The organism is Neoroseomonas lacus, from assembly GCF_014644535.1.
GTDB lineage: Bacteria > Pseudomonadota > Alphaproteobacteria > Acetobacterales > Acetobacteraceae > Neoroseomonas > Neoroseomonas lacus.
Genome location: NZ_BMKW01000014.1, coordinates 35,022 through 49,780, shown reverse-complemented (window position 1 = coordinate 49,780; position 14,759 = coordinate 35,022). Strand labels below are relative to the sequence as shown.

Sequence of the window (14,759 nt, the reverse complement as noted above, 5' to 3'; positions counted from 1 at the left end):
GCAGTGTGATGCGCCATGAGATTGGTTGGTACGAGGGCCAATTCGGAGCGTCTCATGCCGACCATTCGCGAAAGCCATGTCGCCGTGCTGGATGTGCCACTGCGGCTGGACGACAGCGCCGGCAGCCAATCCTCGCGGGTCCATGCCGGGCTGCGGGCGGCGATATTGGATGGGCGGCTGGCGGCGGGGCTGCGGCTGCCGTCGAGTCGGGCGCTGGCCGAACAACTCGGCGTGCGGCGCAATGCGGTGGTCGTCGCCTATGAATTGCTGCTGAGCGACGGGCTGGCGGAGGCGCGGGTCGGCGACGGGACTTATGTCGCGGCGCAGGTGCCGCGCGGGCCGGCGGCGCCCGATCCGGTGGCGTTGCCGGAGGCGCCGCCGGGCCGCGCGCCTTTCGCGGTGGGCTGCACGACGGTGGACCCGATCCTACTGCGCCGGCTGGGCCGAGCGTTGCGCGACCGGGTGGTGCGGGCCGACCCAGCCGATCTCGGCTATGGCGACCCGCGCGGGCACCCGGCACTGCGCCAGGCGATTGCCGAACACCTTGCTGCGACGCGGGGAATGGCCTGCGACGCGAGCCGCATCGTCATCACCAGCGGCACGCAGCAGGGGCTGCGGCTGTGTGCCGAGGTGCTGTTGCGGCCGGGCGATGCGGTGTGGATGGAGGACCCCGGCTACCCCACCGCGCGGCGCACGCTCGAGGCGCTCGGCGCGCGGCTGGTGCCGGTGCCGGTGGATGCGGCGGGGATCGATGTGGCCGCCGGGCGCGCGCGGGAGGATGCCGCGCGCCTCGCCTATGTGACGCCGTCGCACCAATACCCGACCGGGGTGACGATGAGCATGGCGCGGCGGTTGGCCCTGCTCGACTGGGCGCGACAGGCGGATGCCTGGGTGATGGAGGATGATTACGACAGCGAATTCCGCTTCACCGGCGCGCCGCTGACGGCCCTGGCGGGGATCGATGGTGGGGGGCGGGTGATCTATCTCGGGACCTTTTCCAAGACGCTGTTCCCGGGGCTGCGCATCGGCTTCGTGGTGGTGCCGGCGGCGCTGATGGCGCGCGTGGTGGCGGCGCGGGCGGTGTCGGACCGGTTTCCCTCGCCGCTGATGGGCGGTGCCTTGGCGGAGGTGATGGCGAGCGGGGAGTTCGCCGCGCATCTGCGGCGGATGCGCACGCAGTATCGCGCGGTGCGGGACATGGTGGCCGGGACGCTGGCGCGGGCCTCGGGCGGGCGCTTGGGGATCGCGCTGCCGGACCATGGGCTGCATCTGCTGGCGACGCTGCCGGCGGGGCTGCCGGATGGGACGGCGCGGGAAATCCAGGAGGAAGCGCGGGTGGAAGGGTGGCTGTTGTCGGAAATGCGGCTGGTGCCGGGCGAGGTGGATGGGTTCGTGGTGGGATATTCCGGGCATGAGGCCGAGGCGTTGCGGCAGGCGGCGGTGCGGCTGGGGATGGCGGTGCGGCGACGGGTGGGGTGAACGCGTCTGGGGAGGGCGGCGCCCTTCCCGGCTTGCCATGCGCGCCCGAACCGGCTTCAAGGCGCGCCCCCCTGCCCCGGACATCCCCCGCCATGCGCCCCGCCATCGGTATCGATTTCGGCACGACGAATTCCGTGGTCGCCATCGTCGGCGAGGATGGGTCGGTGCGCACGCTGCGCCACGATACCGGCGATGTGTTCCGCTCCGTGCTGTGCTTCTGGGCCGGGGCCGATGGGCGGCCGAGCCATGCGGCGGGGCCGGCGGCGATCGAGGCCTATCTCGAGGAGCCTCTGGAGAGCCGGCTGATCATGTCGATGAAATCATACCTAGCGCAGCGCAGCTTCACCGAGACGCGGATCTTCGGCCGCGCCTGGGGGCTGGAGGGGCTGATCGCGGTGTTCCTGCGCGAATTGCTCGGCCCCTTCGCGGATGAGTTGGCGGAAGCGCGGGTGACAGTGGGGCGGCCGGTGCGTTTCGTCGGCGAGCGAGCGGATGACGATCTCGGCGAGCAGCGGCTGCGCGCGGCCTTTGCCGAGGCGGGGCTGGCGCGGGTCGGGGTGGGGTTGGAACCGGCGGCGGCTGGGCATCGCTTCGCGCAGGACCTCGACCATCCGGCGACAGTGCTGGTGGCGGATTTCGGGGGCGGCACCTCGGATTTCTCGCTGCTGCGCTTCGAGCCCGGGCCGCCACGGCGGGTGACGGCGCTGGGGCATTCGGGCGTGGGGATTGCCGGCGATGCCTTCGACTACCGGATCATCGACCATGTCGTCTCGCCGCTGCTGGGCAAGGGGACGAGTTATTCCATCATGGGGGGCGAGCCGCTGCCGGTGCCGCCGGCCTGGTTCGCGAGTTTCGCGCGGTGGAACCAGCTCTCGATGATGCGCGCGCCGCGCACGCTGCGCGACATCGCGACCGTCGCGCGTACCGCCGAGCATCCGGAGCGGTTGCAGCAGTTGATCCGACTGATCGAGGATGATGCGGGGTATGCGCTGTATCGCGCGGTCTCGGGGGTAAAGGCGGCGCTGTCGGGCAGTGAGGTGGCGATGCTCGACTTTGCGCATGGCGATTTCGCGCTGCGCACGCCGATCGCGCGTGGCGATTTCGAAGGCTGGATCGAGCCGGAACTGACGCGCATCGCGACGGCGGTGGATGCCGCGCTGGTGGATGCGCGGCTGGGGCCCGACGCGGTGGACCGGGTGTTCCTGACCGGCGGCACCTCCCTCGTGCCGGCAGTGCGGCGGTTGTTCGAGGAGCGGTTCGGCGCCGAGTGCGTCATCGCGGGGGGCGAGTTCGTCTCGGTCGCTGAGGGACTGGCGCTGATGGCGCGGGAGGAGGCGGCGCTCCCGGCCTGATGCGCGCATCGGGCCGGGAGGATCGCGCGGTTAGCCGGCCGTGCCGGAGACGGCGGCGCCGACCGCGGCCAGCGCCGCATCGCGGCGCGCACCCTCGCGCGCGCCGTCCGTCAGGAAGGCCGTCACTACGAGCGGCGGGCGGTCGCCGGGTGGCCACATGACGCCGATGACGTTGCTGGTGTTGCGGGCGCCAGTGCCGGTGCGGTCGCCGACCTGCCAGCCGGGCGGCAGGCCCGCGCGCAGACGGGAATCGCCGGTCCGGTTGCCGCGCAGCCAGGCGACGAACTGAGTGCGGCTGGCGGCGGACAGGACATCGCCGAGGGCGAGGTGCCGTAGCGTCGCCGCCATGGCGGCAGGCGTCGTCGTGTCGCGCGTGTCGCCGGGTGTCGCCTCGTTCAGCGTGGGTTCGGTGCGGTCGAGACGCGTGACCGGGTCGCCGATGCCGCGCAGCCAGGCGGTCAGGCCGCTGGGCCCGCCGAGCGTAGCCAGCAGCAGGTTCGCCGCCGCGTTGTCGCTGATGGTCATGGTGGCGGCGCAGAGTTCCGTGATCGTCATGCCCGGCCCGTCCAGCCTGGTCTCGGTGACCGGCGACCAGGCGAGGAGGTCGGCGCGCGTGATGCGGATGCGCCGGTCCGGGCGCTCGCTGCCGGCATCGATGCGGGCGAGCACCGCGGCGGTCAGCGGTGCCTTGAAGGTGCTGCACATCGGGAAACGCTCGGTCGGGCGGTGGCCGAGCTGTCGCCCCGTGGCGGTGTCGAGCACGGCGACGCCGAGGCGGCCACCGTATGCCGCCTCGATGCGCGCGAGTTGCGCCGTGAGCGCCTCCTCGGCGGTGGCGCGGCGCGCCATGCCCGTGGCAAAGCTTGCCGCCGCGCCCATCAACCAGTCTCGCCTGTCGATCATGTCATCCCCGCCTGGTGTTGCTGGCGGGCGCAGCTTTGGCTGGGGATGGGCCGTGCCCCAAACTATCAATTCTTGCCAATGACCCTAGAATTTCTAATCATGAGCCATGACCTTGCCGCCGCTGCCGCTCAACGCCCTGCGTGCCTTCGAGGCGGCCGCCCGCCATCTCAGTTTCACCCGCGCCGGGCTGGAACTGCGGGTGACGCAGGCGGCGGTGAGCCATCAGGTGAAGGCGCTCGAAGAAATTTTGGGGGTCAGGCTGTTCCGGCGGCTGCCGCGCGGCCTGGCGCTGACCGAGGAAGGCGAGGCGCTGCTGCCGGTGCTGAGCGACGCCTTCCGCAGCATCGGCGCCACGTTGCAGCGGTTCCAGGGAGGGCGGCTGAAGGAGGTGCTGACGATCGGTGCCGTCGGCACCTTCGTCACCGGCTGGCTGTTGCCGCGGCTGCCGGCGTTCCGCGCCGCGCACCCGCATATCGACCTGCGGCTGATGACCAACAACAACCGGGTGGACCTGGCCGGCGAGGGGCTGGACGGGGCGATCCGCTTCGGCGACGGCGCTTGGCATGGCACGGAGGCGACGCGATTGCTGGCGGCGCCGCTGTGCCCGCTCTGCGCGCCGCCGGTGGCCGAGCGGTTGCGCCGGCCGACCGACCTGCTGCGCGAGACGCTGTTGCGGTCCTACCGTGTCGACGAATGGGAGCAGTGGTTCGCGGCGGTCGGGCTCGGCGCGCCGAATATCCGGGGCTTCGTGTTCGATTCCTCGCTGGCGATGGCGGAGGCGGCGATGCTGGGCACCGGGGTCGGGCTGCTGCCGGCGCGGATGTTCGAGCCGGCCCTGCGCGAGGGGCGGCTCGTAAGGCCCTTTGCCGCCGAGGTCACGCTGGGGGCTTACTGGTTGACCCGGCTGCGCTCGCGGCCGGAGGCGCCGGCGATGCGTGCCCTGCGCGACTGGCTGCTGGCGCGGTTGGCGGCTGAGGTGGCATGAACCGCGCCCGCCGCCTTGGCTTTGCCGCCAAGCTGGATTAGGCGGGGCGCTCCTTGCGGCCGTGCGGCCGAATCTCGCGGAGGCAACACGCCATGGCTGACACACTACCCGACCGGCTCTCGACCGATCCCTCCAGCCCGTATTTTAACGAGGAACTGCTCCAGCGCGGCGTCGGCATCCGATTCCGCGGCGAGGAGAAAACCAATGTCGAGGAGTATTGCATCTCGGAAGGCTGGGTGCGGGTCAGCATGGGCAAGGCCGTGGACCGCCGCGGCAAGCCGCTGACACTGAAGTTGACGGGGACGGTCGAGGCTTATCTGCGCGATCCGGCGGCATAGGAACCGGAGAGGCTTTGCCCCTCTCCAGACCTCACCGCACCAAAGGCCCTGATACCGGCGGCCCATGTGCTTGACGATGAAGAATGGAGGGGCTCTGCCCCCTGGGTGCCCCCCCTCTCCCGAACCTGAGGTCGAGGCTTTGAGGGCGTCGCCGACGGCGGCGTCCTCCGTGGCCAGGACGGCGCCGCCGGCCCGCAGCATACCGACGAGGTGACCAACGAGTTCGATCTCTGGCGGGTCGTCTGGCCCCTGCCCGGGGCTGACGATGACCTTGTCGACGAGCGCGCGGGCCGCTTCCAGGACCTCGGGGTCGTTCCGGCCCTCGATGGCATCCCGGAGCACCGCGGCTCGGCGGGCGTAGACCTCGGCCAGGTTGGGATGGAGGACCGGCGCGACCGCCGAATGGCCTTGCAACTCCGCCTTGAGCTGCTCGCGGCGCGCCTCCAGCTCCTCGAGCTTGCGCTGCACGCCGGGCGCGCGGACTCCCCTCGGCGATGGCGTCCACCAGGTTGTCTAGCTTCCGCTGGACGCCCTGGAAGTCCCGTCGGGCACCCTCAGCGCCGACCGAGACCTCGGCCTGCGCCCGGTTCCACTCCTCGATGAAGGCCTTGCAAAAGGTCGCCACGTGATCCGATCGCATCTCCATGGCGCCCACGGAGCGGATGCGCGGCCCATGTGTGGCGAGCAGACCGAGCAGCGCCGCATCGCGCACCGCCACCCGTCCATGGGCATAGCCACGCCCGGTGCTGCCCATCTCGAACAGCGCGATGGCGTCGGCCAGCAACTCGCGGGAATCCCGCACCTCGCACCATCGCGGAGCCGGGTGCGCCGGCGCTCCGTCGTGATCACCCTCGCAGAGCCGTGCGACAGCCCCCTTGGGCGCCGAGGAGGCGTAGAACCGCATCGAGGTATCGAAGGTCGTGTGCCCGAGCACGAGGCGCAGATCCTCGATCGCATGAGGATTCGCGCCGAGGATGAACGCATCGGCCAGCGCGCGGAACTGATGGGTGGACATCCGCACGCCAACGTTCTTGTGGATGGCAAGGCTGATCGAGTTGCCAAGGCCGCCCTTGTGGCGCGGCTGGTCCGTGTATGTCTTGGACGGAAACAGCCAGTCGCTGTCGGCATTGGGCAGCAAGGGCCGGTAGTGACGGCTGGCCGACCAGCTGCGCCGTGTCGATCTCGTGGTGCTCGATGAGCTCGGCTACCTGCCGTTCGCGCTCTCGGGCGGGCAGTTGCTGTTCCACTTGTTCAGTCAGCTGTACGAGCAGACATCGATCCTGGTGACAACGAACCTGGCCTTTTGCGAATGGCCGAGCGTGTTCGGCGACGCCAAGATGACTACCGCGCTGCTGGATCGCCGACGCATCACTGCGACATCGTCGAGACCGGCAACGACAGCTGGCGGTTCAAGAACCGCGCCTGATCCACAGCAGAACGCGCCGACGAGCCCGGGTTGCCTGCCGCTGCGCCTACGGCTCCGCAGCAGCCAACCCGGGCGCGATCATCCGCATCAGAAGGGGGTCCCTTTTGCACGCCGATCGAGGGTCCCGTTTGCGTGCCGATTGACATCAGAAATGGGTGGCTGACTTCACCTATATCTGGACCGCCGAGGGCTGGCTTCACGTGGCCGTGGTGCTGGATCTGTTCTCGCGCCGCGTCGTGGGCTGGTCGATGAGCGCCAGCATGACGGCGCAGCTCGTCACCGATGCGCTGGTTATGGAGATCTGGCGGCGCGGCAGCCCGCGGTCCGTGCTCCACCACTCGGATCGCGGCAGCCAATATAGCGCTGATCCGTTCCAGCGCTTGATGGCGGATCCTGGCGTCACCTGGTCGATGAGCAGGTCTGGCAATGTCTGGGACAATGCCGCGATGGAGAGCTTCTTCTCATCGCTCAAGATCGAACGCGTCAGGGACCGGGTCTATCGCAATCGCGATCAAGCTCGGGCCGACGTATTCGACTACATCGAGCGCTTCTACAACCCCGGACGACGGCACTCGACCATCGGGTATCTCAGCCCTATGGAGTTCGAGCGCTTGGCCGGTTCAAGCCAAACTCCGTGTCCATCGAACCGGCAGCAGGCCATCAGCTCTGGCTACACGAGCCAGCCATGGCCGGCAGCACTGTTGAAGTCGAGTTGGACGACGAGGTCGTTGAAATCGCGGTCGCCGCCACCCTTCTGGTCCTCCCATCCCCATGTGTTCAGCCCGTAGTTCCAGATATGGCCGACCTGTTGGCCATCCACGGTTTCATTGGCCTGAGCGAATGCCCAATAGGTCTCGTCGGTGGTGGTGAGCCTCATGGCGATCAAGTCACCGGCATCGATACCGACAAGCGCAGCCTGGGTGTATTCTCCATAGCCAGGCCCGTCGAGCGACGTTGTCCTGTCCGCAAATTGGTAGGCCCGGGTCTGCGCTGCGTCGGCGTAGCCGGCCGAGCCAGGGCTGAGGCCATCGATCATGCCGCCAAGATCGTCGACACGGTAAAGGCTGAGCGACAGGTTGTCCGTGCCGTTCTGTCGCACGCGCACCGTGGCGATCTGGTCGTCGAGGCCACCTGCCGTTTCGGCAGCCGCGACCGCGCGCGCGACGCGGACGGCGCCACTATCCGTCAGGAAATCGGCAAAGCCGAAGGCGCTGCTCAAGGAGCCCTGAATCGCATCGCCCATCGAGGCATTGATGGACACCGAGACATCCTCGCCCGACGACACCTGCGACTGCATTACCGCGCCCTGGGCGTACTGGTCGAACATCCTGACCAGCACCGGGTCGAAGTCTGCCTGCAGCGACTGCTGTGCCAGTCGGCTGGTCCAGGCGTAGGCGCCTAAAGGACCGCTGGAGACGGTCTGGAGCTGAGACCCCAGGCTCACGTCGATCGTCGCGCTCTCAGCGGACATGGCTTGGAACAACAGGCTCTGGTTCGCGCCGCTCGTCCAGCCGTCGCCGGCAGCGTCGAGCATGTCCGGGCTTTCGCTGAAGTACATCTCGGAATGGCCGATGGCCGTCAGGGCGCGCGCGAGCAGCGTGCCATTCGGGGTACCAAGCCCGCTTACCAGGTCGTATCCGGGCCCGGCGTAGTATCCGTGGCCGGTCGGCGTCACCTCAACCTGGCCCGTGCCCGCGGTGTCGGCGGTGCTGTATCCCCGTCCTTCGACGAAGGACGAGATATTGTTGCCGAGCGTCACGTCGGCGAAGGCGGCCGGGGCAATCACCGAGGCGATGTAGAGCAGGTCGTTCATGTAACCGAGACGCGGCAATCCCTGATCCTCGAAGATCAGGTTGAACTGGGTTGTCAGCGCCCCCCAGAACGCCGCTGCCGGACCAGTGCCGTGCTGTCCCGTGGCGCCCAGCATGTCATTGCCTGGAACGAGATAGTGGAGATTACCGCCGGCATTGCCCGATACGTCGGGAACGCCGCGGCCGGACTGCGCCATGGGGTCCGCCGTGACGGGGCTGAGCCCATAGGCGGCTTGGTAGGATGGCGTTGGCTGGGTCGGGTCGACGCCACCAGCGCCCGCCGTGCCGCGCACGTAGCCTCCCGGGGACGCCTCGGAGGAGGTGATCGCGCCGCCGTTCACGACATAGCTGTTCCACGCCGTCTCCACGAAAGCCTGCGCGGCGGTCGCATTGCTGGGCAGCCTGGTCAACCCGTTCGCCATGAGCTGCCAGATCGTCGACAGATCGCCTGCCAAGGCGGGCTCGACGAAGGATGAGAACAGCGTCGGGTCGCCCGCGGCCGCAGCGAGCGTGGATTTCGACGTGCCGCCGACGAGCAAGGCGTAGGGGCTGGTCAGGTCGAACGAGACATTCGCGAGCCCGTTGCCGGTCCCGTTGCCTGAGCCGCCGTCGCCGAGAGCCGACAGCACCGTCTGGTTGCGCAACGCCGCGTCGACATAGAGCTCCGAATAAGCGCGATAGAATGGCGAGTTCGGCGACATGCTCTGCAGATCGTGCGAGGCATTGGAAATGACGCCCGGGTTGTTCACCTGGTCCCAGATGGCGCTTTGCAGTGCCGTGAAGGTCGAGGCGCTGGCATTTCCGTTGAAGCCCGAGCCGTTGTAGAGGCCTATGTCGCTGTTTGGATTGATGGCGGCGAAGGTGCCCACATCAGTCGAGCGCTCGCCAGGATCGCCCGCGACATAACTCTGGCCATTGAGGCCCTGCACGAAGACGGCGCCGTTGCCCGTCTGCCCAATCGAGGCGAGGTACTGCGCCAGCCGTTGGTCGAAGGTGCCGCCACCATCATTAGGCACCACGTTGCCGGTGCCCGGGGCGATCAGGGCGATGGACCCTGTCTGCACGGACTGTCCGTCCAGTGGGAAATGATAAAGAGCAGCAATGTCATTCGGTGCCATGTTCGGCACCGAGGCCGTCGCATTGCCGATGCTCTGCGGGCCCTGCGTCAGCGACACCGCGCCGCCTGGCGCCATGTTCGAGGCCGGTGGCGCATTCTCGGTATCGAACCACAGGCCCTGGACGTTCCACTCCTCTGGCAGCGCAAGATTGCCGTTCCAGAAGACGAAGGGATTACTCGCATCGTTGTTCACGTACAGCGGCGTGTCGAACAGATTGGCGAACTGCGCGGCGGTATCGACTTCCACCCAGATCGTCCGCGATGCCGCTGACGAAACGTAGTCGCCGTGGATCGCCGAATCCGTGCCATCCAGGACCCGCAGATTGTAGGTATTCTGCAGCACGCTCACGACGGCATTGTATTGCGCCTGGTCGGCACCGTAGGTGCTCCACAAGGTGCCGCTGTCGTTCAGATCGGCCAGCGCGCGCTGCCGCTCGCCCCAGCTTCCGCCCAGCAACGCCGATGGATCCTCGACCCGATCGAGAATGATGGCGACGTTGATGCCGGCCCGCGTCGCGAGCTGCACGTTTCGCGAATCAAGGTGATAGGCAGCCGCGACCGTCGTCCCATCGGTGATGCGGTAGCCAGTGAAATCGAGGTAACTGGAGTTGGCGATCTCGGCGTGACCGTCACCCAGGAAGTTGATGTTGGCCGTCTGCAGCGATGACAACGACACACCGCGCAATTCCACCATGTCCGAGATGGACAGGGTCGCGCCTTGCGCGGTCGTGTTGAACGTCGGGGTATTGCCGAGTTGGATGTCCATGTCAGCTATGCGGACGTCTCCCTCGAGGTCGGCATAGGCAATGATGAAGTGGTTGAACTCCCCGCTCTGGGGGCCGGCGAAGCTGATAGGGTTCACCCACAACTCCGCGGCAAGCTCCGCGGCATTGGCAAAGCCGATCGGGCTGTCGATCAGCAGGACATTGGCGTTGGTCACGGTGATGACGCCGCCCGATTCGAGCAAGTTGCTGAAGACCGCGTAGCCCGGCATCGGCGACGCGCCGCTGGCGTCGCGGACATAGTCGCTGAAGGCATCGAGCGCGATGTCGATGACATCACCCGGATCGTTGGCGGTGCCCGTCGTGAAATTGAGCACAACCGACATGTTCTGGCTGGTACCACTGCCCAAGCCCGCATTGGTCGAGTCGTCCGATACGGGACCGCCGAACTGACCTGTGGCCTGCCCCCACCAGCCCAACTGCGGGGTATTCTCGGCGTCCACGATGCTGCCGGCGACGGCGTCCATCGCAAATCCCGGTGCCACGGCAGCGATGTTGGTCAGGCCGTTCCCGGCGAACAACTCGATGCGTGTGCGTGCCGTATGGGCCGCCGCTAGCACGATCACATCAGTGCCGCCGCCCGTATAGATCGTATCAGGCTGCACCAGGCTTTGGGTGCCGATGAGGGTGTCGTTGCCGATCGAGCCGCCAAGAACATTGCCGGCCACCGCGGATCCGGTGATGGACACACCAACGCTTCCGGCGACGTTCAGCGAATAGGCGAAATCGAATGAGCCGACAGGCATGATCAGGCCGCCTTCGGCACTGACATGCGACTGATCGACCACACCAAGGTAGCTGCCGACGTCATCGCCGCTGTCGGTGTTGTAGATGCCACCGAAGACGTTCTGATAGACGATGTTGCCGGTCATCAGGTTGCTGCCCGGCAGATCCGCGGCGGTCCACACTGCCTCGCCAAAGGTGCCGTCAGGCTTCAATTCGATGAAAACGAATGCCGGGCCAGCGTCGGTCGTCGCAACCAGGTTGTACCCGCCGGGGACCGCGGTGATGTTCTCAAAATGGGTGATGACCCCCGGTGCATTGTTTCCGGTGTAATATGACAGATCCGAGACGAGGCCGGTCGACAGATCGTAATGCGCCAGGAAGCCAGCATTCAGACCGGCCGCGTCCTTGGTGCCACCGGCCAGTGTGTAGGAGGTGCTGCCGACACCGTTCTGCCATATGCCGTAAAGCGACGTCAGGTTATCGAAGCTGCCGTTGACATTCATCAACGTGTATTGCTGGGTCACCATGTTGTAGATGAAGCCGTTGGCGCCCAGCAGCGTACCGCCGGGCCCGACGAGATCGTAGTTGCCGACAACCAGCTCACCAGCCGTGCTGTGCAGGATCGTGTCTCTAACGGCAGTCCCGATCACGATCCCATCGGTCACGTCGACACCGTCCGACGGAACGTCGATCTGCGTCCAGGTGCCGTTGGTGCCGTCGACGCGCCCCTCGTAGATCATGCCGTGGTTGAAGATCCCCGTCGGGCTCTCCGAATACTGATAGCTGCCCACCGCGCGAACATTGCCGAGGCCAATGCTCGGCGCGAAGATGGAGGTATTCGGTCCGTAAAGCGTCGCGGTGGTGACCGTCTGGCCGCTGCCGAAGTCCGGATCCAGGAGATAGACCGTACCGGCCGCGGTGTCGTTCAGCGGGCCTTGGAAAAGGAAGGCCTGCGTGCTTGTCGAACCGCTCGTGCCCCTGCTGCCGGTAAGGATCACGGCGCCTTCCAGATCCGCGCGTACGCCGGTGATGATGTCCAGGGGGCTCAGGATCGTCTGGTAGTCGATCTGGACATGGCTTGACCCCACCTGAGCGTCGGTGGCGGCCTGGGAAGTGTATTCCGTGGTGGCGTCGAAGATGTCGGACACCGCGGCCTGCATCTCGGCGAGGGACGGCACCTCCGCGAGCCCCGTCATCGCGGAGGTGAAATATGCGGCTGCCTGAATCTTGGAATTCATCGCCGTGACGTCGTCGTTCAGCGCCGACAAGGCGATGTCATAGACCAGGTCCGCGTAAGGCACCGCGCCGGAGAAGAATACGGTGCGCCACGCCGCCAATTCTGCGCTGTCCGCCGCCCGATCGAACAGGTTCGTGAAAGTCTGGTTGATGAAGTTGTTGGTGAGTTCGATCAACAGCAGCGATGGCGTGACGACGGGCACCGTCTGGGCGGCCAGCGCTGCGAACTGTGCGTTCTCGGGTGACGTTGCGAAGCCTTCCGAGATGATGAGCATCGCGGCAGCGAGTGACACGCCATCGGTGATCAGCGTGAGCAGCTGGCCCATCTGGTCGTCGAAGCCAAGCGGATCGGCGGCCCTGCCGAACCAGCCGATATAGAGCGCCTCAAGCTGGCTTGTCGGCGATTCCAAAGGCAGGGGCGTCGGCGCGACGGTCTGGTTGCCGTAGATCAGATTGTACGTGCCGCCATCGACGATCGCATTGCCGCCATTCGGCAAGGTGGACTGGCCGTTCAGATTGAGACCGATCCAGTTCCGGATGACGGCATTGAGATCCACACCAGCGTCCAAGGTGACGCCATTGCCGATGTTGCCGCTGATCACGTTGACAAGCTCAGCCGGCGAAGGCAGCGGAGACCAGCCGACATGGGCCGTGCCTACGACGTTCCCGATGCCCGTACTTTGCAGCAATACCCCGCCGGCCCCATTGGGAAGGGCCGCAAGCTCCTGGATGTCGGTCCCGATCGCGCTCTGGCTGATCACATTGTTATGGGCCTGCTCGCTGATCACGATGCCGTAGTTGTTGTTGCCGGAAATCGTGTTCTGGCGAATGACGGACGCGTTGCTCAGAATGCCGGTGCCGCCGACGACGTTGTCGTGCGCGGTGCCCGCGATGAGGATGCCGTTATTGCCGTTGGCGAAGGCGGTGTCGCCGCGAGTGTCGAGCCCGATGATGTTCGGCACGACCGTCACGCCCCAGGCGTCGCCGGAAATCTCCAGGCCGTTGTTCAGGTTACCCGAGATCACATTGGTCTGGACGGTCTGATTCCCGCCGGTGGACGTGATGAGGATGCCGTTATTGCCATTCGGCGCAATGCCGACAAAGGCATAGATGCCGGCGAAGGTATTGAGCGTACTGAACCCGCTGGCTGTGTCGGTGACCTCGATGCCATTCAGGGCATTGCCCGAGACGACGTTGCCGAGTGGGATCACGCCGCCCACTTGCGTGTTGCGCGACGAGCCGTCGATCAGGATGCCGTCACCGGCATTGCCGACCATGACGGCGTTGTTGGCGCCTATGCCGACGAAATTGGCACGGATCGTCACATGGTCGGAGTCGGTGACATGGATGCCATTGCCGGCATTGCCGCTGACGACGTTGTAGTAGATGAAAGGATTGTCGACGACGGTGCAGCCATGCAGCGAATTGAAATCCGCGTTAATGATCGCGACGCCGTCGCCCTGGTTTCCCAGCGCCGTGTTACCATCGGCCGTCGTGCCGATGTAGTTGCCGTTCAGGAGGTTGTTCTGCGATTGCTCGTCGATCAGGACGCCGTTCTGTCCGTTGCCCGAGACGAGATTGCCGAGCGGCGGCGCCACGAATATCGGTGTCACCGTGCCCTTGTCGCCGGTCGGATCGTTTGGGTCGCCGGCGGCGTCGTTGCCGACGACCGTACCGCCGATCGTGTTGCCGTTTGATCCATCGGTCAGCCAGATGCCGTTGCCGCCATTGCCCATCGACGTGTTGCCGTCGACGCTGGTGCCAATGCGATTCGACACGACGACGTTGTCCGCCGAACCGTGCAAGCTGATCCCGTTGCCGCCATTCGCGGAGATGACGTTGGAAATCACGCCCGCGGAGGGGCTTCCTGCTGCAGCAAGCGCAGCGGCGTCGGGGTTGTAGCCGATCAGATTTGCGGAAGAGGTGGCCGCGATGGAGATGCCGTCGCCGGAATTGCCCAACGCCGTGCCATCCAGCGCAAGGCCGATGTAGTTGTTGTTGAGCAGGATGCTACCGGCACTCAGCGTGACCCCATCGCCGTCGGCATTGCCCAGTGACAGACCGATTAGCTGAGAGCCCGCCGAGCCCGGCTCGAACACCAGACCAGCATGCTGGTTGAAGTCGATGCCGACTGTCGGGGCGTTCCCGGTGGCGGTGTCGCCGGCGATGATCGACACCGTGTTGGTCACATGGGGCAGATCGCTTGCCAGCAGGATCGTTCCGGATACCGAAAATTCGATCGTGTTCGGAACGTTGGGCGGCGCTGCGTTGGATGCTTCAATGGCGGCCCTCAGCGACCCCTCACCGCTGTCATTGAGGTTGGTCACCGTGAAGGTTGTCATTGAACTCTCCGCTCGCGGAAAAACGTCAGCCGCGCCTCATTCTCGCATCGCACCTATCGCGCGAAGTGTCCAATGATTTAACGCGCAGGAGGCGTGCAGCACGGAGCCGTATCCCGTCTAGCGATTAGCGCGGTGTATGCCGTCAATCATTGATCCGTGCGAAACGACGCAATGAAGGCATGCGTCCGGTGACGGGGCGGTAGGTCGCGTCCCCGTAGCTGCGCCGCGGCTTCTATCTCCCCGCCGTCCTGGACCCGCGTCG

At 66.3% G+C, this 14,759-nt stretch carries 6 protein-coding genes and 2 pseudogenes; 6 read left to right on the top strand and 2 right to left on the bottom strand.

All coding sequences use genetic code 11. The features are described 5' to 3' along the window. Positions 1-54 precede the first annotated feature (54 nt). On the top strand, positions 55-1,479 hold the full coding sequence (pdxR, locus tag IEY36_RS24365; RefSeq protein WP_188971803.1) for a MocR-like pyridoxine biosynthesis transcription factor PdxR: 1,425 nt from the start codon (positions 55-57) through the stop codon (positions 1,477-1,479). A gap of 92 nt (positions 1,480-1,571) precedes the next feature. Continuing rightward, positions 1,572-2,831, top strand: a complete 1,260-nt coding sequence (locus IEY36_RS24360; RefSeq protein ID WP_188971801.1) for an Hsp70 family protein — start codon at positions 1,572-1,574, stop codon at positions 2,829-2,831. A 30-nt stretch (positions 2,832-2,861) separates the two neighbouring features. Here IEY36_RS24360 and bla read toward each other — a convergent pair whose 3' ends face one another. Next, the gene (gene bla / locus IEY36_RS24355) at positions 2,862-3,734 is read right to left on the bottom strand and encodes a class A beta-lactamase (protein WP_188971799.1); all 873 of its coding nucleotides are present in this window, start codon (positions 3,732-3,734) and stop codon (positions 2,862-2,864) included. Positions 3,735-3,840: 106 nt separating this feature from the next. On the opposite strand from bla, the gene IEY36_RS24350 reads away from it, so the two are divergent. From IEY36_RS24350 to IEY36_RS24335, 4 genes and pseudogenes are all read left to right on the top strand, one after another. Further along, entirely contained in the window at positions 3,841-4,719 is an 879-nt protein-coding gene (locus IEY36_RS24350) for a LysR family transcriptional regulator (RefSeq protein ID WP_188971797.1), read from the top strand. A 92-nt stretch (positions 4,720-4,811) separates the two neighbouring features. Then, positions 4,812-5,057, top strand: coding sequence for a DUF3297 family protein (locus IEY36_RS24345; RefSeq protein ID WP_188971795.1), 246 nt, complete (start codon positions 4,812-4,814; stop codon positions 5,055-5,057). A 1,151-nt stretch (positions 5,058-6,208) separates the two neighbouring features. Next, positions 6,209-6,483, top strand: a pseudogene (locus IEY36_RS24340) (ATP-binding protein); the annotation flags it as partial. A gap of 143 nt (positions 6,484-6,626) precedes the next feature. Next, positions 6,627-7,097: pseudogene (locus IEY36_RS24335) on the top strand (IS3 family transposase); the annotation flags it as partial. Positions 7,098-7,153: 56 nt separating this feature from the next. Here the strand turns inward: IEY36_RS24335 and IEY36_RS24330 are convergent. Continuing rightward, positions 7,154-14,497: a DUF4114 domain-containing protein gene (locus tag IEY36_RS24330; RefSeq protein ID WP_188971793.1), complete on the bottom strand. Its 7,344-nt coding sequence runs from the start codon at positions 14,495-14,497 to the stop codon at positions 7,154-7,156. Positions 14,498-14,759: the final 262 nt, after the last annotated feature.

Excerpts from the sequence above, each read along its gene's own strand:
- IEY36_RS24345 (WP_188971795.1), top strand. The coding sequence starts at position 4,812 with ATGGCTGACACACTACCCGACCGGCTCTCGACCGATCCCTCCAGCCCG.
- IEY36_RS24360 (WP_188971801.1), top strand. The coding sequence starts at position 1,572 with ATGCGCCCCGCCATCGGTATCGATTTCGGCACGACGAATTCCGTGGTC.
- pdxR (WP_188971803.1), top strand. The coding sequence starts at position 55 with ATGCCGACCATTCGCGAAAGCCATGTCGCCGTGCTGGATGTGCCACTG.
- IEY36_RS24330 (WP_188971793.1), bottom strand. The coding sequence starts at position 14,497 with ATGACAACCTTCACGGTGACCAACCTCAATGACAGCGGTGAGGGGTCG.
- bla (WP_188971799.1), bottom strand. The coding sequence starts at position 3,734 with ATGATCGACAGGCGAGACTGGTTGATGGGCGCGGCGGCAAGCTTTGCC.
- IEY36_RS24350 (WP_188971797.1), top strand. The coding sequence starts at position 3,841 with ATGACCTTGCCGCCGCTGCCGCTCAACGCCCTGCGTGCCTTCGAGGCG.